Origin of the sequence: Gordonibacter massiliensis (ex Traore et al. 2017), from assembly GCF_019731765.1 — a bacterium.
GTDB lineage: Bacteria > Actinomycetota > Coriobacteriia > Coriobacteriales > Eggerthellaceae > Gordonibacter > Gordonibacter massiliensis.
Genome location: NZ_JAASIO010000008.1, coordinates 95,026 through 114,374, shown reverse-complemented (window position 1 = coordinate 114,374; position 19,349 = coordinate 95,026). Strand labels below are relative to the sequence as shown.

The window sequence follows — 19,349 nt, the reverse complement described above, 5'->3', positions numbered from 1 at the left end:
ATTGAAACTATATGGCTACCGTTTGCCCTAACGCGTCCGTCTGCTTCGACGATGCGGTAACCTGCGAGAGCGGTATCCCTCTCTTTAGAAGATGAGAAGAAAGAACAGTGAAGAAGGAGGCGGCATCATGAAGCAGGGTTCTTCAAACCGCAAGGTCAACGAGCAGGCGCGCGAGGTCATCGCGAGCATCCTGCTGTTCGAGATATCCGATCCGCGCTTGGAGCTCGTCACCGTCACAGGTTGCGAGGTCAGCTACGACCGCAGCGTGTGCAACGTGTTCTACACCACCGAGCCCGAGCGCTACGACGACGTGGCGGCGGCCTTCCAGAAGGCGGCCGGGCGCATCCGCTCGCTCATGGCGCGGAAGCTCTCGTGGCGCGTGGCGCCCGAGCTGCGCTTCCTGCTGGACCAGAGCGTCGACCAGGCGGAGCGCATCGCGAGCGCGCTCGCGGCCGACGCGCACCGCAGCGCCGTGGCGGCGCCGACGGACGCCGACGTGCCGGCCGACGCCGACGCGTTCGCGAGCGAGCGCGTCGCCGAGCAGCAGGCCGAGGAGAGCGCGCGGGACGGGGAGGACGCATGAGCGTCACGCCCCAAACGAACACGACCCTGCCCGAGCTGGCCGCCGCGCTGCTCGAGCGCGACGACTTCGTCATCTGCGGGCACGTGAGCCCCGACGGCGATTGCATAGGCTCGCAGCTCGGGCTCATGCATGCGCTGCGGTCGCTCGGCAAGCGGGCCGTGTGCTTGCTGGCGAAAGACGAGCCCATCGACGTGCGCCTGGCGTTCTTGCCGGGTGCCGACGAGCTTGCGCCCGCCGCGACCTACGCGGGCCCCGCCTCCACGTTCGTGGCGGTGGACGTGCCCATGCGCGACCGCATGAACTCCGCCGCCGCGCGCCTTCTGGACGCGTGCGACTTCTCGGTCACCGTCGACCACCACGCGTTCGACGAGCGCATGAGCGACCTCGCCTACGTCGACCCGGACACCGCGGCCACGACGATGCTCGTGTGGGAGCTCGCGGGCCTCATGGGCGCCGAGCGCGGAGCCGAGCTCGCCACGTGCTGCTACACGGGCCTCGTCACCGACACGGGGCGCTTCCAGTACCAGAACACCGACGCCGCCGCGCTCGCGGCGGGCGCCGCCATGGTGGAGGCGGGCGCCGACCCCGCCGCCGTCGCGCGGCACATCTTCCAGAACCGCTCGCTGCCCTCCGTGAGGCTCGAGGCGCTGGCCGTCGAGCGCATGCGCTTCGGGGCCGGCGGGGCCTACGCGCTCAGCTGGGTGAATCGCGCCGACTTCGAGGACACGGGGGCCGTCAAGGCCGACGCCGAGCCCATCATCGACGCGCTGCGCTCCCTGCGCGGCGTGCGCGTGGCGTGCATGCTGCGCGACCAGGGCGACTCGGTGCGCGGCAGCTTCCGCGCGAAAGACGGCACGGACGTGGCGGCGCTCGCGCGCACGATGGGCGGCGGCGGCCACAAGGCGGCGGCCGGCTTCACCTTGCCGGGGTCGATGGACGCGGCGGTCGAGCGCGTGAGCGCGCTTCTGTCCGACGACCTGGACACGGGGGAGCGCGGGGCGTGAAGCGAGGCACTTCGGGGCTCTCCCTGGTCGTGGGGGTCAACAAGCCCGCGGGCATGAGCTCGCACGACGTGGTCAACCGCTGCCGGCGCATCTTCGACGAGCGGCGCGTGGGGCACACGGGAACGCTCGACCCCATGGCCACGGGCGTGCTGCCCATCTGCGTGGGCCCGGCCACGCGCTTGGACGCCTACCTCGTGGGCCATGACAAGCGCTATCGCGTGCGCATCGCCTTCGGCGCGGCCACCACCACCGACGATGCCGAGGGGGAGGTCGTGCGCACGGGCGACGTGCCCGAGCGCGTGCTCGACGCCTCCTTCGCCGCATCGTTCGCAGAAGGCCTCGCGGGCGCGCGCAAGCAGCTGCCGCCGGCGTACTCCGCCATCAAGGTGAACGGCAAGAAGGCCTGCGACGAGGCGCGCCGCGGCACCATCATCGACCTGGCGCCGCGCGACATCGTGGTGCACGAGGCGCGCCTTCTGGCAGTGCACGAGGCGGGCGACGGCTGCGAGCTGCCCTCGTGGGACGTGGAGTTCCACGTGTCGAAGGGCACCTACATCCGCGCGCTCGCGCGCGACGCGGGTGTGGCCCTGGGCTGCCCCGCGCACGTGGCGGCGCTCGAGCGCACGCAGCTGGGCCTGCTGCGCCTGGAGGAGTGCGTCACGCTGGAGACGCTGGCCGAAGAGAAGGACCGCGTGGCGCTCGACCCGGTGCGCCTGCTGGGCGCGCGCTTCGTCTTCGCCGACGAGGAGCTGGCGCGAACCGTGCGCAACGGGGGCGCGCTTCCCGGCTCCACCGTGCTCTTCGAGCGTCGGCGCTCCACGTTGGAAGCCGAGCTGTGCGCCTGCACGGCGGGCGTCCGCGAGAGCTGCGAGGGGCCGCGCAACGACGAGGTCGTGGCCGTGATAGCGGAGAACAAGCTGGTGGCCCTGTACGCATATGACGAGGCTCGCGCCGCCTACAAGGCGCGGTGCGTGTTCCAGACGGGGGTGTCTCGTGGCAGAGATCTATGAGGTGGGGGAAGGCTTCGACCACGCGTTCTTCGAGGGGACGTCGTGCGCGTTCGGCGTGTTCGACGGGGTGCATGCGGGGCACCGCTACCTGCTGTCGCAGGCGCGGGACACGGCGCGGCGCGCCGGCGGCGCGAGCGTCGCGCTCACGTTCGACATCGATCCCGACGAGGTGTTCCACCCCGACCGCCTGAAGAAGCTCATGACGAACGAGGAGCGCCTGGCCATGCTCGCGTCCACCGGGGTGGACGCCGTGGTCGTGCTGCCGTTCACGCACGCGTTCGCGGCGCTCTCCCCCCAACAGTTCCTCGAGGCCACGTTCGACGGCACGGCCCCCGCGTACCTGCACGTGGGGTACGACTTCAAGTTCGGCGCCCGCGCGGCGGGCACCGTGCGCGAGCTGGAGGCGTGGGGCGCCGTCGCCGGCACGCACGCGGTGTCGCACGACCTCAAGGGGGCCGACGGCGCGCCCATCACGGCCACGCGCATACGCCTGCTTTTGGCTGTCGGCGACATCGAGGAGGCGAACCGCCTGCTCGAACGCCCGTACTTCGTCACCGGCACGGTGGAGCCGGGTCGCGGGGAGGGCGCCGACATGGGATTCCGCACGGCCAACCTCGCGGTGCGCGACCAGCTGCGCGCCCTCGGCGACGGCGTGTACGCCGCCTACGCCACCGTGGACGGCGCGCGCTACAAAGCGGCCGTGAACGTGGGCGTGGCGGCCACGTTCGCCGACCGCGCCACGGCCACCTGCGAAGTGCACCTGCTGGACTTCGACGGCGACCTCTACGGCCGTCCCGTCAAGGTGGAGTTTTTGCACTGGCTGCGCCCCATGCGCAAGTTCGACGACGTGGCCGAGCTCATCGCCACTGTCAAAGGCAACATCCAGTGGGTGAGGGACAACCTGTAGGGGGCCGCGTCGAACGCCGAAAACGCCCTTCGACGGCGCGTCTTGCTGGACAGGGCCGCATCGAAGGCGCCGCCAAAGCGTGCTCTGCAACCGTCCTGTAGGGCAAGGGCTCTGCCCTTGCCGACGACCTGCGAGAATGTTCCTCGTCGAACGGCAAGGGCAGAACCCTTGCCCTACAAGAACACCCTTGCAGCACCTTTGGCACAGTCCTTACAGGAGACTGTGGGGGCATCGTGCCTGCGGATCCTACGCTCCGGCCGCCCGGCCCCAGAACGCCGATCGCGCCTCCTTGTTGAACAGGTTGTCGTACTGCACGATGGCGTAGGAGCGCAGCGTGTCGACGGCCTCGCCGTCCCCCTCCTCGCCGAACCAGCGCCACACGCCGTCGGCGGCGAGGTAGCCGTTGAGGTTCACGGCCGGCACGCTTTCGCTCGCGGCCAGCAGGAAGCGCTGGTAGCTCGTCGTGGGGAGCCCGGCCGCCTCCACGACTTTGGCTCCCAGGTAGTTCAGGCTCGAGCGCGCCCCCATGCTTTCGCCCCCGCGCTCCGGTGCCTGCGCGCCGTTCTCGCGCGCGGCCTCGTTCGCCCAGATAAGATAGGGAACCGTGTAGCGTTCCTGCACGGCGTCCAGACCCATCTCGTCGGCTTGGGCTCCGTAGGTGACCTCGAACAGCCAGTCGCTGAAGCCGGGCTGGTGGTCGCCGAAGAAGCACAGCACCACGGGCCGCTCGAGCGCGTCGAGCCGCTCCACCAGGTAGGCCAGGTCGCGGTCGGCCTGGCGGATGCAGCTCGCGTACTCGTCGAGCTCGGAGGAGGCCAAGCCGTCGGCCAAGGGCACGCTCACGGCGTCCTCCTCGGCGATGCCGCCCACGTCGTAGCCCCCGTGATTCTGAATGGTCACGTCGAACACGAACTGGGGTCCCTCGTCGGCCGCGAGCAGGTCGAGCACGTGGTCGTAGGTCGCGCGATCGGTGGCCAGCCCGCGCAGCGTGTCGGCCTCCGAGAACGCCCGGCCGTCGGCGAAGTCGTCGAAGCCCAGCTGCCCGTACACGCGGTCGCGGCGCCAGTTCGCGCTTTCGGCGGGGTGGACGGCGTGCGTGGCGTAGCCCAGCGACGAGAAGTACGACACGAGGCTCTCGGAACCGTCCAGGTCGTAGAGCACGTAGGGGTACACGCCGCCGCCCAGATACCCCATGCTCGATCCGGTGAGGAATTCGAACTCGCTGTTGCAGGTGCCGCCGCCCAGCGCCGAGACGTAGGCGTCGCCCGCCTCCAGGGCGCTCGCCGCGATGTCGTGGTAGTACGCGGGCCGCGCGTCGGTGTCGGCCAGCCCGGGATAGCGCGAGAGGTCGGCGAACGTCTCGTTCATCACGGCGATCACGGTGGGGGCCGAGGGCCGGTCCGCCCCGTCCTCGAGCACCGCGTCGGCGTGCCGGGCCAGCAGCTCGTCGGCCGCTGCGGCGGCGTAGCCGTCGGGCTCGGCGGGGCTCAGGTCCTGGACGCGCTTCAAGAAGCACAGGGCCGACCCGCGTTCGGCGTAGGACTCTTTCACGCCCCACACGTCCACCGGGCAGGCATAGGCCTCCTCGATGTCGTAGGACCCCATCCACCAGCCGAAGCATCCCGCCACGGCCAGGGCGCACACGGCGTTGGCCGCGACGCGACGCGGCGTGGCCGGCACCTTCGGCAGGAACGCGAGCACCGCGCAGCATGCGGCGAAAGCCGCCAGGGCCTCGAGCAGCCGCGCGTCGAGCGCGAAGGTGTAGCCCGAACCCACCGAGGCCGCCGTCGAGAGCGCGAAGAGGTCCGCCGGCACGATGGGCTGGCCCTTGAACGCGATGACGAAATGGTTCGCCACGCCGGCCGCGAGGCAGGCCGCCAAGAACGCCGCCACGGACGCGCGGGAGCGCTGCCCTGCGAAGTACACGACGGCGAACAGGAGCGCGAGCACGCACAGGTTCGCCGCCGCGTAGTAGGGGTCCATGGCGAACAGGCCGTCGTTCCAAGGCCGCTCCAGCAGGTAGAAGCCCGCCGGCACGGCGAGCGCCACGGCGAAGGGGCGCGCGGCGCCGGCCGCGCGCCGGCCGCGCTCGGGCAGGCGGCCGCGGGCGAGCGGCGCGCAGGAGCAGGCCGCTATCGCGAGGGCGGCCGCCGCCACCGCCTGCCAAGGCGCGTCGGCGAACCCGGCGGCGGCGTACGCGCAAAGCCCCAGGGCGAAGGCGGCGCCGAGCAGCGCGCCGACGACTTCGGCGCGCTTCGGGCGCGCGCGGGCCGTGGGGGAGGGGTCCTCGGGGGCGGGGGGCCGGAGCGGCGCGGAGAGGCGGGGCCGGCTCAAGGTCATAAAGCACTCCTCGATCATGAACGTTCGAACGCATCGCATATAAGAATGTTCCATCATACCCGAGATCCCGGCGGTTTCGGCCGCGAGCGCCGGCGAGCGGCGAGCCGGTCGGCGAAGCGCGACCGCCTGACGGGCCGATACGGGCGCACCTCCAAAAAACCTCGATTTCCCCTTCACATTATCTTCGAATCCCCTAAAATGAGGCAGTTGCGATCTTCCCACCACAATGCCCGGTGAGAAGGCCGCATCGTCAGTAACGGACGAACCAAGGAGGAAACACGTGACTACCGCAGTCGCATGGATGGCCCCCGTGTGCGCCTTGATAGGCATCTGCATGGCGGGCTACCTCGGTTCCTGGGTGCTAAGGCAAGACCCGGGTCCCGACAAGATGAACAACATTTCGCTGAAGATCCAGCAGGGCGCCAAGGCGTTCCTCATGAGCGAGTACAAGCTGCTCGTCATCTTCATGGTCGTCGTGGCCATCGTCATGGCGATCTTCCTGTCGCCCATCACGGCGCTCGCGTTCGTCACCGGCGGCGTCATGTCGGCCGCCGCGGGCTACGCGGGCATGCACGTCGCCACGCGCGCCAACACGCGCACCGCGCATGCCGCCGAGGAGTCGGTGGCCAAGGCGCTGAACATCAGCTTCAAGTCGGGCCTCACCATGGGCCTGTGCGTGGCCTCGTTCGCGCTGCTGGGCCTGTCGCTGTGGCTCATCGCCATGGTGTTCGGCCTCGCCATGGGCGTGGACATCAACGCCGAGCTGGTCGATCTCATGCACACGAACATCGGCATGGTCGAGGGCTTCGCCACCGGCGCGTCCGCCGTGGCGTTGTTCGCCCGTGTGGGCGGCGGCATCTACACGAAGGCGGCCGACGTGGGCGCCGACCTCGTGGGCAAGGTCGAAGCGGGCATTCCCGAGGACGATCCGCGCAACCCGGCCACCATCGCCGACAACGTCGGCGACAACGTGGGCGACGTCGCGGGCATGGGCGCCGACCTGTTCGAGTCCTACACGGGCGCCATCCTGGCCCCCACCATCCTCGCGGCCACGTTCGGCGCGCTGGGCGGCTACTTCGCCACGGGCGACCTGGTGTGGGCGCTCGTCACGCCGGTCATCATCGCGGGCTGCGGCATCATCACGTCCATCATCGGCCTGTTCGCCGTGCGCGCCAAGGAAGGCGCCGCGCTGCACAAGGCCCTCAACCGCGGCACGTACGTGGCTGCGGCCATCGAGATCATCGTGATCTTCTGCCTGTTCTTTGCGTGGAACTCCCAGAGCGTCGAGGCGGAGCCGCTGTGGCTGTTCGGCTCCGTGCTGTGCGGCCTGGTGGCGGGCCTCGCCATCGGCAAGATCACCGAGTACTTCTGCTCCGACAAGTACAAGCCGGTGCACAAGATCGCCGACGCCGCTGACACCGGCGCGGCCACCGTCATCATCGAGGGCCTGGGCACGGGCATGCTGTCCACCATCGCCCCCATCGTGCTGGTGGCGCTCGCCATCATCGGCGCGTACACGTTCGGCAACATGGCCTTCCCGGCCGCGTCGGCTGAAGGCGGCATCGCCGTCGGCCTGTTCGGCGTGGGTCTGGCCGCCACGGGCATGCTGTCCAACACGGCCATCACCATTGGCGTGGACGCCTACGGCCCCGTGGCCGACAACGCGGGCGGCATCGCCGAGATGGCGGGCCTGCCCGAAGAGGTGCGCGACCGCACCGACGCCCTCGACGCCGTGGGCAACACGACGGCCGCCATCGCGAAGGGCTTCGCCATCGCGTCCGCGGGCCTGTCGGCCATCTCGCTGTTCGTGTCCTACCAGGCCACGATGCACCATGCCATCCCGGCGTTCGAGCTCACGCTCACCGATCCGCTCATCGTGGCCGGCATCTTCATCGGCGCCATGATGCCGTTCATGTTCGCCGCCCTCACCATGGGCGCGGTGTCGCGCGCGGCCCACGCCATGGTGGAGGAAGTGCGCCGCCAGTTCCGCGAGATCAAGGGCATCATGACCTACGAGGCCGAGCCCGAGTACGACAAGTGTGTGGCCATCTCCACGTCCTCGGCGCTGCGCGAGATGATGCTGCCGGGCATCCTGGCCATCATCGTGCCGGTCGCCATCGGCTGCTTCAACCCGGCCATGCTGGGCGGCTTTTTGGCCGGCGCCGTGGCCACGGGCATGCTCATGGCCATCTTCATGTCCAACGCCGGCGGCGCGTGGGACAACGCGAAGAAGTACATCGAGCAGGGCCATCACGGCGGCAAGGGCTCCGAGGCCCACAAGGCCGCCGTCGTGGGCGACACCGTGGGCGATCCGTTCAAGGACACCTCCGGCCCGTCCATGAACATCCTCATCAACCTCATGACCATCGTGTCGTTGACGTTCGCCCCGATGTTCATCGCGGTGCAGGCCCTGTTCTAAGAAGCCTTGCGCGACAGAGTGTGAGAATCGGAGGCCCTGGCATCGCCGGGGCCTCCGCGCTGTTTCGGGGAGGGAGCCCTTATGGACATCGAGATCCGGCGTGCGGGCGCAGACGATCGCGCCGCCCTCGAGGACGTCATGCGCGAGGCGTTTTGGAACCGCTACGCCCCAGGGTGCGTCGAGCACTTCCTGCTGCACGTCATGCGAAAAAGCCCGGCGTTCGTGCCCGAGCTCGAGCTGGTTGCGGCGCGCGACGGCGAGGTGGTGGGTGGGTCGGCGTGCATGCGCGCAACGGTGGAAGGCGACGACGGCCGGGTGCGCGAGGTGCTCTCGTTCGGCCCCGTGGGGGTGCTGCCCGCCTGCCAGGGCGCAGGAGCGGGCGCGGCCCTGATCGAGCGCACGGCGGAGGATGCCCGCTCGCTGGGGTTCGACGCGGTGCTGCTATGCGGCGACCCGGCCTACTACGGACGGCGGGGTTTCGTCCCGGCCGAGGACCTGCGCATCCGCACGTCCGACGACGAGTACGCCGCGGCCCTGCAGGTTCGCGAGCTGCGCGAGGGCGCGCTCGCCGGCGCGGCGGGCCGCTACGTGGAGGATGCCGCCTACGACGTGGACGAAGCGGCAGCGGCGGCGTTCGACCGGGCGTTTCCGCCGAAGGAGAAGAGGGCGGGCACCCCGTCCCAGCTCCGGTTCTTGGAGCTGGTCTCTCAGCGCAAGAAGGCGTCCGGCTGGTGAGGTGCCCGCCATAGGTCGCCGCTTCCGCGGCGAACCGGAGTCGGCGTGTACCGCGTCGCCCCGCATGGTTGCAGGCGATTCGAAGCACGGCACGCGCCAAGGGCGGTCCGTCACAGGGGAGGGCTCGGAAACGCGATACGGATCACCGAGGTGTCGCGTCTCGAGGACGGCTGCGGGTTCTTCCCGCGCCCTGCCGTACCGCATCTTCGAGGCGCCTGCCCGGGTCGCACGCGCCGGGGCGCGGTCGCTCGGGCGTTTCGGGTGCCTCGGCATCGCCTTGGGCGGATGCTGCGCGTACGACGGCCCTTTCGCTGTTGGGTTTGCCATGGGCATATGACCTGGTCGACGTCGCGCTCGTGCATGCTCCGCCCCGCTTCGCGGCCCTTTCCACCTTGGCGGAAGCTGGTTGCGACCAGGCCGAAGCCTTTGCCGCCCGATGCGGGCATGAGCATGCATTCGCGGCGGTTCAACGCCGGCGGATCGGCCGACGGCACGAATCGACGGTTATGAACGATTTTTTCGCCGAAAAAGACGGTATCGTCTGCATAATCCCAGTTGGCACTTTCCACAGCTACTGAAATCGTTCATAACCGTCGATTCGTGCTATTCCCAGCCAAGCTCTCTGCTAGACCGCTGTTGGCACGTGCCAACATGCGTCGCATTCCGAATCGAGCGACCTGCAATCAGGTCGGCTGGGAGGAGCTCCCGCAAAAAGAACGGGCCTTCCCGAAGGTCGGTGAGGTTTTTGCAAGACGAAGTCGATCCAGACTCTGTCTGCCGCCTTTAACGCTGGTTTTGCCTAGAGCCGCCCTGATCTCTGCCGGCAAATCGGCACGGATGCGGCACCTGCGCCCGCATGCGCGGGGGGGGCAGAGGCGCCTTTCGCCGTCAAGTCGGCGTCGACTTGGGCTATGCCAACGTCGGCTTGACGTGGGGCTGGGCGATTGCCCTTGAAGCGCACGCTTCCCAAGTGGCGGGCGCACCTTATAGCAAGAACATCCGTTTGCTTGTTGCCGCTTCCTGTGGTATGTTCGATCGGAAGGCGATACCGTAAGGAGGAACTCGTCCATGATCGTGAGCGCGTCGCGGCGCACGGACATACCCCGGTTCTTCATGGACTGGATGCTGAACCGCCTGGAGGAGGGCTACTCCCTCGTGCGCAACCCGATGAACCGCGCGCAGGTGAGCCGGGTGGCGCTCGACGGGCGCGCCGTGGACTGCATCGCGTTCTGGACGAAGGACCCCGCGCCGCTGCTGGCGCGGCTCGACCGGCTGGAACGGGTTTCGCCCGCGCCGTGGTTCGTGCAGTTCACGCTCAACGCCTACGGCTCCGACGTGGAGGCCGGGCTGCCGCGCAAGGCCGTGCTCGTCGAGACGTTCCGCGCCCTGGCCCGCGCGATAGGCCCGGATCGCGTCGTGTGGCGCTACAGCCCCATCCTGCTGGGCGGGGCGGGCGGGCGCTACACGGAGGAGCACCATCTGCGCTACTTCGAGACGTTCGCGCGCAAGCTGGAAGGATCGACGCGCTCGTGCCGCCTGAGCTTTTTGGACGCGTACCCCAAGATCGCACCCCGCCTGGAGGCGCTCGGGCTGCACGGCGTGGCGCAGGAGCGCAAAGCCGCGCTTTCGCTCAAGCTGGCCGAGATAGGCGCGGCGCACGGCATGGAAGTGGGCGGATGCGGCGATCCCGCGCTCGCGGAGGCGGGCCTCGCGGGCGCGGGCTGCATCGACGCGGCGCTCGTCGCGCGCGTGGCCGGGGTCGCCGCGCGCCAGGGTTCGCCGGGCGAGGCCGGTGCGTGCCGCTGCGCGCCCAGCGTGGACGTGGGAACGTACGACACGTGCGCCAACGCCTGCGTCTACTGCTACGCGAACCCGGGGGCGCGCTGGACGGGCGGTGCCGGCCAGGGGGCGCATGCGTCCGTCGTCGGGCCGGCGGGGGCGTGCGCGGAAGCCGATGCGGCGCAAGGGGAGCGGGCGGGCGGCGCGAAACCGAGGGTGGCCCTCGCGGACGACGGGGCTCCGTGGCGCCTTGCGCGCTACGATCCGCACGCGCCGATGCTCTGCGACGGATTGCGGCCGGACGACGTGGTGACCGAGCGCGCGATGCCGCCGCTGCCGAAGGCCACCCTCCCGCTGTTCTGACGGGCGCGCCGTCTCGGAGCCTAGCGCAGGTCGCTCACGTGCTCGCAGGCGTCGCCGTAGGGCACGTAGCGGTAGGAGGCGACGACCTCCTGTCCGTTCGCGGGGTCGAGCGCCACGAAGTTGTCCAGCGTGAGCGCGTCGGGATCTTGGGCGTCCCGGTAGCCGATGAGGCAGATCCAGTGCTCGCCGTACGGGCCGGACACGTGCGCGACGGTGGGGCGCCCGGCCGCTATCTCGTCGTAGGCCTCGCGCAGCAGCGCCGCGTCCGATCCGAGCGAGCGGAACGACGAGTCGCCGCCGCCCCATCCCGGCCAGGTGCAGCAGCCGCAGCCGTAAGCGGCGTGGTCCCTCGCCTGGCCGGTGAGCACGGCATCGCCGTACGCGCAGGCGTAGCCGGGACAGCACACCGTGTGGCCTCCGTTCGCCTGGTTGCCGATGGCCGCGATGAGCGCCGGGTCGTAGGCGAGCACCTTGTCGGTGCGCTGGGCGGCCGCTGCTTCGGCCCGCTCGGCCTGCTGCCGTTCGTAGACGGCCTGCGCCGTGGCCAGGACCTCGAGGTCGGAGGAGGCGCCCGCTTCGAGGGGGGAGAGCGAGACGGGGGCGCAAGAGGCCGTCGCGGTGGGAAGCGGGGGAAGGGAGAGGCTCGCGGCGGGGCCCGAAACGAGGGACGTCGCGGCAACGTCGGCCGAGAGCGGCGCGGCCTCGGCCCGCTGGGCGGGCAGGCAGATCAGAAGGAGCAGGACGAGCGCCGCGAGATGAGCGAGCGCCGTCGGAAGAGCGCGCGATGCCATGGATCAGCATCCTTTCCACGGCCGTGTCGGGTGCGTTTGGAGTGGGTGTGCGGCCGTCGGCTCACGATGGTAACGAAACGGCAACGCCCGAGGTGAGGAAGGCTCCGAAACCCGCCGAACCAACACAGGGCGGGCACGCCGTCATCACAGGACCTGCAACGATTCTCCACGATCGGCCGCCCCTGCGCCGGGACGCGCGAGCGTGGCGGCGCGGCCGACGGCGGCACGACGGCAGGCGTCGGGTTCGCCCGGTCGTTCAGGCGCAGGGGGCTGCCGGCGGTCCGAGGAACGGAAGCCAACGGCGCGGTAGCGCCGCCCGGCCCGCTGCGGCCGGGCGGGATGCGGTGCGCTACAATAGAGACCGGAACGCGCGCGCACTGCGGCGCGCACAAGCGAAGGAGGCGCGCCATGGGCGCACGGGATACGGACGTCGTCATCGTCGGCGCGGGACCTGCCGGCATCTTCTGCGCGCTCGCGCTCGTCGAGCGCGGGTACGCGGGGCGCATCGTCATGGTTGACAAGGGCCTGGCCGTGGAGGACCGCGTCTGCCCCAAGCAGGCGGGAGGCCCCTGCGCGGGCTGCGAGCCGTGCCGCATCACGACGGGGTTCTCGGGGGCGGGGGCGTTCTCCGACGGGAAGCTCTCGCTGTCGAGCGAGGTGGGCGGCGACCTGCCCGACCTTCTGGGCCACGAGGCGGTGCAGGCGGCCATCGCCGAGGTGGACGGGGTGTACCTGGCCTTCGGCGCCGACGAGCGCGTGGAGGGCGCGGGCCCCCGGCCCGAAGTGGACGGGATACGCCTGCGCGCCATCAAGGCCGGCCTCAAGCTCGTGGACTGCCCGCTTCGCCATCTGGGCACCGAGCGCGCACGCGCCCTGTACGCGCGCCTCGAACGCCATCTGCTGGACGCGGGCGTCGATCTGCGCTTCCGCACCACGTGCACGCAGGTCGTCGTGGAGGGCGACCGCTGCAAGGGGGTGCGCGTGGAGGGCCCCGGCGGCGCGGAGGAGATACGCGCGGGCCATACCGTGGTGGCCACCGGCCGGCGCGGGGCCGACTGGCTCGAGCGCATGTGCCGCGAGCACGGTATAGCCCACGGGCCCGGCCCCGTGGACATCGGGGTGCGGGTGGAGGTGCGCAACGAGGTCATGCGCACGGTGAACGACGTGCTCTACGAGAGCAAGCTTATCGGCTACCCCAAGCCCTTCAAGAACAAGGTGCGCACGTTCTGCCAGAACCCCGGCGGGTTCGTGAGCCAGGAGAACTACGACGCCGGGCTCGCCGTGGTGAACGGGCACTCCTACAAGGAGCGCAAGTCGCCGAACACGAATCTGGCCATCCTGTGCTCGCACAACTTCTCGGAGCCGTTCGACCAGCCCATCGCCTACGCGCAGAAGGTGGGCGAGCTCACGAACATGCTGGGCGACGGGCGCATCCTCGTGCAGCGCCTGGGCGACGTCCTGGACGGTAAGCGCACCTGGGACAAGGAGCTGCGCCGCGGCAACGTCGTGCCCACGCTGGGCGACGCGGTGGCGGGCGACATCACGGCGGCCATGCCGTACCGCGCCATGACGAACATCCTGGCCTTCATGCTGGCTGTGGACGAGGTGGTGCCCGGTTTCGCCGCGCCCGAGACGCTGCTGTACTCGCCCGAGCTCAAGTTCTACAGCAACCGGGTGAAGATGGACGAGCGCTTCCGCACAAGCGTGCGGGGCCTGCGCTGCCTGGGCGACTCGAGCGGCTGGACGCGCGGCCTTATGATGGCATCTGTTATGGGGCACCTTGCCGGACGTGCGCTTATCGACGAGTAGACCTGCGGAAACGCACTTGTACGCCGTTTGCATGACAAGGAGCGGAGAGCCCGCATGACAAAAATCAGCCGTCTGCACGATAGTCGTGCGGCGGCTTGTGGCCCATACTCCGATGCTGTTGAAACCGATGGGGGCAAGCCCCCGACGCATAGGAGGCGTACATGAAGATCCTCGGAATGGGCATGCCCGAACTGCTTATCATCCTCGGCGTTATCCTGCTCATCTTCGGCCCGAAGAACCTGCCGAAGCTCGGCTCCGCCCTGGGCTCCACGGTCAAGAATCTGCGCGAAGGGTTGGGCGGCGACAAGAAGATCAAGGATCCCGAGGAGGACGCCGAGATCGTCGAGTCCGAGGAAGTCGCCGACGACGAGGAGGAGGGCGACGAGCCCAAGTCCACGAAGAAGGTGCGCGCCCGCAAGGCCGCCTAGCCAGCCGTTTCCCGCGCTGCGCGCTTCGGCGCGCATGCGCTTCCCTCCCTTGAGCGCGAACTCCCTCGTCGCGCTCGGACACGCGCCCGTGCCTTCCGCACGGGCGCGTGTCCGTTGTTGGGCGCCTTCGTTCGACCCGGCGCGCCCGGCTCGAACGGTGCGAGAGGCGCTGTGTCGAAAGCCGTCGAACCGCACGTTTTCGACGGTCGCTCGGTAGGGGGTGTATCAAAAGGACCGATTCTGCGTCCCCGTAGGGCAAGGGCTCTGCCCTTGCCGCTCAACAGGCAGCGTTTCCGCAGGTCGGCAAGGGCAGAGCCCTTGCCCTACGGGGACGGCCGCCGAAGCGCATGGCTCGACGGCTTTCGATGCGTCCCCTGCAGGGACGGGAGGATCGGCGCTGCCGATACGGTCCCTTCTTGCCGTTCAGGCGATTGGCGGAAGTTCCCGCGCGCGTGCTGGTTTTGCAGGCGCGCCTCCGTTTCGACCGACGTGCCTGGCTCTTTGCGGTATCATGGGGCTTTCGACGTCGACGGAAAGGAGGCCCGCATGGGCGCGCATCGTCATGGCGGCAGGGCCTCTCTGAGCGCCGTCGCGGGATTCGCCTGCAACCAGGGGTTCGTGTTCTCGTTGTTCTACATGGGCGCGAACCGGGCGTTCGGCGACGGCGTCCTGTCCTTCGAGCGCGCCGATTTGTTCGGCACGCTGCTGTTCATGATGGTGTCCTTCGCGCTGTTGCGCGTGGCGTCGCCCAAGGCACGCGGCGCGCTGCTCGCGCGACCGCTTCTGTGGTGCTACGCCGTGCTGCTCGTGCTGGGATCCGTCGTGCCCGCGCTGTCCGGGGGCTCGAACTCCGCGGGACTCGTGGTCGAGGCGGCGCTCGTGGGGCTTCCCGCGGGCCTCATGCTGGCGGCGTGGGGCCGCGCGCTGGGCGGGCTGCCCTTGGCGCGCGCGCTGCCCGCCGTGTTCGTGGGCTCGGCGGTGGGGGCCACGGCCTGCTTCGCCGTGGCCACCGTGCCGGTGGTCGGCGCGGCGCTCGTGCTGAAGCTGCTGCCGCTCGGCAGCGCGTGGGCGCTCAAGGGGCTCTCCCGCCCGGCGGGCGACGGCGGCGACGTGCTGGCGCCTGCCTCCGGAGGCGCGGAACCGGCGAGCGACGGCTCGTCTTGCGGGGAGCGCGCCGACGGCCCCGCGAAGGGCGAGCCCGCGCCGCTTTCCCTGCGCGCCCTCCTGGCCACGAGCGCCGAGCGCGAGCAGACGGCGCGCCTCTCGCTGAAGATGGCGGCGGGCACCGTGCTGTTCGGCCTGGCCGCCGGCTTCATGGAAACGTACGGCTCCGATCCCGGCATGGCCTCCACGCCCGCGTTTCCGGCGACGCTCTTGCTGTTCGTGCTGTTCTGCGTGGCCGCGATGCAGCTGCTGGCCACGGGCGGCCTCGATCCCGAGGGCGCGCCGTCCGGCGTCGGCCCGGCCGACGCGTCGGCCGACGGGTCCGCGCCCTCCGAGCCCGAGGGGCCGCTCGACGGCGTGTACCGCCTGGCCGTGCTCGTGATGATGGCGGGCTTTTTGTTCGTGCCGGTGCTCGGCGAGTTCGGCGTGCCCGGCGAGGCCATCGTGCTGGCGGGCTACCTGGGCCTTTCCGCCGTGCTCGAATCGCTGTTCCTGGTCATGGCGCGCATCACGGGGCAGGATGCGGCGCTCTCGTTCGCGCGGGGCTTCACGGCGCTGTTCGCGGGAGAGGTGGCCGGCATCGCCCTCGGCAACGTCATCGACGTGGTGTCCGGCACGGAGCAGACGCCCTACGTCGTGGTGGCCTGCGCCGGGCTCGCCGCCCTCTACGCCTGCCTGTTCCTGTTCACCGAGCGCGACTTCCGAGCGCTGTCCGTCATCGCGCGCGAGGCCGACCGCTTCGACGACGCGTGCGCGCTCATCGCCTCCGAGTGCGGCCTGTCCAAGCGCGAGGCCGAGATCCTGCCGTTCGCGCTCAAGGGGCGCACGGGCGAGCGCATAGCGGCCGAGTTCTTCATCTCCAAGAGCACGGTGGACACCCATCTGCGCCGCATCTACGGGAAATGCGGCGTGCACGGCCGCCAAGAGCTCATCGACTTGGGCGAGCGCACGGAGCGCCGCCTGTCGGGGCGCTGAACCGCAGCAGGTCCCGGGGGCTCGCTCGCGCGCTCCGCGCGGAGCTTTTTGCGATACAATGAAAAGGTTGAAGGTCAAAGGGCCGACGGCGCGGCGCGCCGTCGGCGAGGCGAAGGCGGTCACGGGCATGCAGCACGGCAAATCGCGATCGGGCCGCTGGAGCCGGGTCGACGTACAAGTGTCGGTCATCGTGGCCGCGGTGGTGGCGCTGTCGTTTCTGTGCGTGTACGCGTTCAACTACCAGGTGACCTACCGCGACATGATCGAGACGCTCAAGGAGCGCTCCGACAGCATCTACTCGTACGTGGAGGATTCGCTCGACAAATCCACGTTCGCCACCATCGACCAGGCGGCCGACGTCGACGATCCCGACGACGCCGCATACGGGGCCTACCGCGAGATGAAGGAGGCGTTCAAGCGCGTCAAGGCCGCTACGGGCGTGCGCTACCTGTACACGGCGAAGCGCGCCGACGACGGCACGCTCATCTACGTCGTGGACGGCCTTCCGTCCGACAGCGAGGACTTCCGCTACCCCGGCGACCCCATCGAGCCCGAGATCGTCGACGAGATGGAGCGGGCGCTGGCAAACGAGATCGTGTACCCCACCGACATCAAGTCCACGGACTGGGGGCATATCTTCGTGTCGTACTATCCCATCCACACCGACGAGCGCGTGGTGGGCGTGATAGGCATCGAGTTCGACGCGGAGCGCCAGTTCGAGGCGTTCCGCACCGTGCGCTTCGGCACGCCCGTCATCGGGGCGCTGTTCTGCCTGGTGGCGGTTGCCGTTGCGGTGGTGCTGTTCCGGCGCATCTCGAACCCCGCCTACCGCGACCTCGCGAACACCGACTACCTGACGAAGCTCAAGAGCCGCAACGCGTTCGAGGTGGACGTGGAGAACTGGAACCGTGCGGGCACGAGGGTTTCGGGCGTCGTCGCCATCGACCTCGACGGGCTGAAAACGGTGAACGACGAGCTGGGCCACGCCGCGGGCGACGAGCTCATCCGCACGGCGGCCGAGATCGTGGCCGGGCGCTGCGAGGACGTGGGGCCGGTGTACCGGGTGGGCGGCGACGAGTTCGCCGTCTGCTGCTTCGAGCTCGACGAGGAGGGCGCGCGGAATTTGGCCTGCGACCTGCGCGCGGCCTGCGCGGACGCGACGGTCGAGGGGCGTCCGCTGTCGCTGTCGGTGGGATGGGCGCTGCGCGGCGAGGGCGAGGACCTTCGGGACGTGCACCGCCGCGCCGACGGGCGCATGTACGAGGAGAAGGCCCGCGCGCGCACGCGGCGCACACGGACGTCCGACGACGAGGGGGAGCGGGCGTAGGGGCGCCGGCTCCGGTCCAGGCGCGGAAGCGGTCCGCTTCCGCGCCTGGACGGACCGTCAGCGCGCAGGCATCTGGAAGCCCTCGAGCGCCCGGTTGAGGAAGTCGTTCAGCGGCTTCATGCGCTCGAACTCCCGAGCGGCTTGCGCCGCGAAGCCGGGTGCGGCCACGTCCTCGTCGGACACGGGCAGCTCCACGTACCAGCTCTTGAACTTCAGCCACGCGGCCTGCGGATGCGCCGCGTCGAAGCCCTGCGGCACGCGCTTGAGGGCCTCGCCCTCCACCTTGAGCGGCGCGAGGCCGGCCACGATCCGCTCCCATTCGCCGCCGTTCGCGGCGATGGCGCGCCGCACGTGCTCGGTGGCGTCCTTGAACATCGCGGCGAACAGCCCGCCTCCCAGAAACGAGCGCCCGCCCGGCTTGACCATGAGGTAGTAGCCCACGGGCACGGGAAGCTTGCCCGCCGGGCCCACATGGGCGCGCAGCGACGGGTTGTAGGGCGACTTGTCGTTCGAGAAGCGCGTGTCGCGGGTGAGCTTGAACGTGAGCTTCTTCGGATCGTGGCCCAGCACGGCCGGATCGAACGCGCCCGCGAGGCCCTGCACCTCGGCCACCAGGGCGTCGAAGGACGCGAGCGCGCGGGCCCGCTCCCTCTTCGTGTCGGCGAACCAGGCGCGGTCGTTGTGCGCCTCGAGCTCGGCCAGGTAGGCGAGCGCCCCGCCCATGCCCGCCTCGGCGCCCTGCGCGGCCGTCATTCGGACACCGCCCGCGCGAACACGTCGGACGCCACGAGGTTGCGGGCGAACGCGGCCGCGTCGGCGGGGCAGCGGTAGCGCGGCAGCGACGCGAACACGCCCGACGCGTCGTCGAGCGCCTCCATGGCGTCGGCCCGCTCCTCGACGGAAGGGCCGGCGTCGGCTTCGGCGCCCTGCGCGCCCGCCGGGCCGTCCGCGAGCGTTTCGAGCGCCTGCCAGCCGGGGCGGGCGGGGTCGATGCGGTGCGTGGCGATGGCGTAGTCCACGCGCCGCGCGCAACGGCAGGAGCCTCCGGCCGCCTCGCAGTACGTGGTCAAAAACGCGGCCATGCGCGCCCGCGCGCGAGAGAGCCGCTGCCGGTACGCCTCGGGCGTGATGCCGAGCGCGTCGGCGGCGGCGCGGCTGTCCATCTTGAACATGGTGCCCAGCACGAACGCGCTGCGCCCCTCCACGTCCAGGCACTGCAGCATGCCGTGCATGCACGACACCTTCAGCTCGCGCTCCAGCAGGCCGCGGTCCGCGCCGCCGGACAGGTCGGGCACGTCGCGCTCGCGCCCGGAGGCGATGTCCTCGCCGTACACGTCGAAGCTCACGGGGCGCTGGGCGAACAAGCCCTTGCGGTACGTGGCCAGGTGGTTGAGCGCGATGCGGAACGCCCAGGTGGAAAACGCGCTCTCGCGACGGAACCCGGACAGGCGCGTGCACGCCTTCACCAGCACCTCCTGCGTGGCGTCCTCGGCGTCGGGCACGGTGCCCAGCATGCGCAGCGCCAGGTTGAACACCTGGTCCTGCACGCTTGCCAGCAGCTCGCCCAGGGCTTTCTCGTCCCCTGCGAGCGCGGCGTCGATCAATGCGTTCTCGTCGGTCATGCGGTCCTCTTCTCCTTCTTCGTCGGCCGTTCGCGGGCATCGGGCGCGCGCAGGCCTTCTCCGGCCGTTCCGCACGGGGCTTGTCCGATGCCC

The 19,349-nt window shown here is 70.2% G+C and carries 15 protein-coding genes; 11 read left to right on the top strand and 4 right to left on the bottom strand.

What is annotated here, in order from left to right; all coding sequences use genetic code 11:
• The first annotated feature begins 127 nt into the window (after window positions 1–127).
• Genes rbfA through ribF form a run of 4 tightly spaced genes read left to right on the top strand, consistent with a single transcriptional unit; the run spans window position 128 to window position 3,504 of the window.
• Window positions 128–583 carry a 30S ribosome-binding factor RbfA gene (gene rbfA, locus HCH03_RS10035; RefSeq protein WP_221689390.1) on the top strand — a complete coding sequence of 152 codons (456 nt, stop codon included), beginning with the start codon at window positions 128–130 and terminating at the stop codon, window positions 581–583.
• A complete protein-coding gene (locus HCH03_RS10030) occupies window positions 580–1,587 on the top strand; it encodes a DHH family phosphoesterase (RefSeq protein WP_221689389.1) in 1,008 nt (335 codons plus the stop codon). Before rbfA ends, HCH03_RS10030 begins: the two co-directional genes overlap by 4 nt.
• The gene (gene truB, locus HCH03_RS10025; RefSeq protein WP_221689388.1) at window positions 1,584–2,597 is read left to right on the top strand and encodes a tRNA pseudouridine(55) synthase TruB; all 1,014 of its coding nucleotides are present in this window, start codon (window positions 1,584–1,586) and stop codon (window positions 2,595–2,597) included. The genes HCH03_RS10030 and truB overlap by 4 nt, the downstream gene beginning before the upstream one ends.
• Window positions 2,581–3,504 carry a riboflavin biosynthesis protein RibF gene (gene ribF / locus HCH03_RS10020; RefSeq protein WP_221689387.1) on the top strand — a complete coding sequence of 308 codons (924 nt, stop codon included), beginning with the start codon at window positions 2,581–2,583 and terminating at the stop codon, window positions 3,502–3,504. Before truB ends, ribF begins: the two co-directional genes overlap by 17 nt.
• Window positions 3,505–3,750: 246 nt before the next feature.
• Here the strand turns inward: ribF and HCH03_RS10015 are convergent, their stop codons facing one another.
• Window positions 3,751–5,844 (bottom strand): LTA synthase family protein, encoded by a 2,094-nt coding sequence (locus HCH03_RS10015; protein WP_221689386.1) that lies wholly within the window; start codon window positions 5,842–5,844, stop codon window positions 3,751–3,753.
• A 301-nt stretch (window positions 5,845–6,145) separates the two neighbouring features.
• Here HCH03_RS10015 and HCH03_RS10010 point away from each other — a divergent pair, with 301 nt between their 5' ends.
• The 3 genes from HCH03_RS10010 (at window position 6,146) to HCH03_RS10000 (ending at window position 11,140) form a co-directional block, all read left to right on the top strand.
• On the top strand, window positions 6,146–8,263 hold the full coding sequence (locus HCH03_RS10010; protein ID WP_221689409.1) for a sodium-translocating pyrophosphatase: 2,118 nt from the start codon (window positions 6,146–6,148) through the stop codon (window positions 8,261–8,263).
• Between the two features lie 81 nt (window positions 8,264–8,344).
• Window positions 8,345–8,998, top strand: a complete 654-nt coding sequence (locus HCH03_RS10005) for a GNAT family N-acetyltransferase (protein WP_221689385.1) — start codon at window positions 8,345–8,347, stop codon at window positions 8,996–8,998.
• Window positions 8,999–10,066: 1,068 nt separating this feature from the next.
• Window positions 10,067–11,140 (top strand): DUF1848 domain-containing protein, encoded by a 1,074-nt coding sequence (locus HCH03_RS10000; protein WP_221689384.1) that lies wholly within the window; start codon window positions 10,067–10,069, stop codon window positions 11,138–11,140.
• Window positions 11,141–11,160: 20 nt separating this feature from the next.
• Here the strand turns inward: HCH03_RS10000 and HCH03_RS16420 are convergent, their stop codons facing one another.
• The gene (locus HCH03_RS16420; RefSeq protein ID WP_246599938.1) at window positions 11,161–11,931 is read right to left on the bottom strand and encodes a hypothetical protein; all 771 of its coding nucleotides are present in this window, start codon (window positions 11,929–11,931) and stop codon (window positions 11,161–11,163) included.
• Window positions 11,932–12,339: 408 nt separating this feature from the next.
• On the opposite strand from HCH03_RS16420, the gene HCH03_RS09990 reads away from it, so the two are divergent.
• From HCH03_RS09990 to HCH03_RS09975, 4 genes are all read left to right on the top strand, one after another.
• Window positions 12,340–13,740 carry an NAD(P)/FAD-dependent oxidoreductase gene (locus HCH03_RS09990; RefSeq protein ID WP_221689383.1) on the top strand — a complete coding sequence of 467 codons (1,401 nt, stop codon included), beginning with the start codon at window positions 12,340–12,342 and terminating at the stop codon, window positions 13,738–13,740.
• A gap of 161 nt (window positions 13,741–13,901) precedes the next feature.
• Complete coding sequence (tatA, locus tag HCH03_RS09985) at window positions 13,902–14,168, top strand: twin-arginine translocase TatA/TatE family subunit (RefSeq protein WP_221689382.1); 267 nt, start codon at window positions 13,902–13,904, stop codon at window positions 14,166–14,168.
• A 546-nt stretch (window positions 14,169–14,714) separates the two neighbouring features.
• Window positions 14,715–16,307 (top strand): helix-turn-helix transcriptional regulator, encoded by a 1,593-nt coding sequence (locus tag HCH03_RS09980; RefSeq protein ID WP_221689381.1) that lies wholly within the window; start codon window positions 14,715–14,717, stop codon window positions 16,305–16,307.
• A 58-nt stretch (window positions 16,308–16,365) separates the two neighbouring features.
• Window positions 16,366–17,634, top strand: a complete 1,269-nt coding sequence (locus HCH03_RS09975; RefSeq protein WP_221689380.1) for a GGDEF domain-containing protein — start codon at window positions 16,366–16,368, stop codon at window positions 17,632–17,634.
• A 57-nt stretch (window positions 17,635–17,691) separates the two neighbouring features.
• Here the strand turns inward: HCH03_RS09975 and HCH03_RS09970 are convergent, their stop codons facing one another.
• Both HCH03_RS09970 and HCH03_RS09965 read right to left on the bottom strand, forming a co-directional pair.
• Complete coding sequence (locus HCH03_RS09970; protein WP_246599937.1) at window positions 17,692–18,387, bottom strand: DUF2461 domain-containing protein; 696 nt, start codon at window positions 18,385–18,387, stop codon at window positions 17,692–17,694.
• Window positions 18,384–19,256 (bottom strand): RNA polymerase sigma factor, encoded by an 873-nt coding sequence (locus tag HCH03_RS09965; RefSeq protein WP_221689379.1) that lies wholly within the window; start codon window positions 19,254–19,256, stop codon window positions 18,384–18,386. The genes HCH03_RS09970 and HCH03_RS09965 overlap by 4 nt, the downstream gene beginning before the upstream one ends.
• Window positions 19,257–19,349: the final 93 nt, after the last annotated feature.

What these genes read in the sequence shown, in the direction of transcription:
- rbfA (WP_221689390.1), top strand. Translation starts at nt 128, where the DNA reads ATGAAGCAGGGTTCTTCAAACCGCAAGGTCAACGAGCAGGCGCGCGAG.
- HCH03_RS10030 (WP_221689389.1), top strand. Translation starts at nt 580, where the DNA reads ATGAGCGTCACGCCCCAAACGAACACGACCCTGCCCGAGCTGGCCGCC.
- HCH03_RS10015 (WP_221689386.1), bottom strand. Translation starts at nt 5,844, where the DNA reads ATGACCTTGAGCCGGCCCCGCCTCTCCGCGCCGCTCCGGCCCCCCGCC.
- HCH03_RS10010 (WP_221689409.1), top strand. Translation starts at nt 6,146, where the DNA reads ATGGCCCCCGTGTGCGCCTTGATAGGCATCTGCATGGCGGGCTACCTC.
- HCH03_RS10005 (WP_221689385.1), top strand. Translation starts at nt 8,345, where the DNA reads ATGGACATCGAGATCCGGCGTGCGGGCGCAGACGATCGCGCCGCCCTC.
- HCH03_RS10000 (WP_221689384.1), top strand. Translation starts at nt 10,067, where the DNA reads ATGATCGTGAGCGCGTCGCGGCGCACGGACATACCCCGGTTCTTCATG.
- HCH03_RS16420 (WP_246599938.1), bottom strand. Translation starts at nt 11,931, where the DNA reads ATGGCATCGCGCGCTCTTCCGACGGCGCTCGCTCATCTCGCGGCGCTC.
- HCH03_RS09990 (WP_221689383.1), top strand. Translation starts at nt 12,340, where the DNA reads ATGGGCGCACGGGATACGGACGTCGTCATCGTCGGCGCGGGACCTGCC.
- tatA (WP_221689382.1), top strand. Translation starts at nt 13,902, where the DNA reads ATGAAGATCCTCGGAATGGGCATGCCCGAACTGCTTATCATCCTCGGC.
- HCH03_RS09980 (WP_221689381.1), top strand. Translation starts at nt 14,715, where the DNA reads ATGGGCGCGCATCGTCATGGCGGCAGGGCCTCTCTGAGCGCCGTCGCG.
- HCH03_RS09975 (WP_221689380.1), top strand. Translation starts at nt 16,366, where the DNA reads ATGAAAAGGTTGAAGGTCAAAGGGCCGACGGCGCGGCGCGCCGTCGGC.
- HCH03_RS09970 (WP_246599937.1), bottom strand. Translation starts at nt 18,387, where the DNA reads ATGACGGCCGCGCAGGGCGCCGAGGCGGGCATGGGCGGGGCGCTCGCC.
- HCH03_RS09965 (WP_221689379.1), bottom strand. Translation starts at nt 19,256, where the DNA reads ATGACCGACGAGAACGCATTGATCGACGCCGCGCTCGCAGGGGACGAG.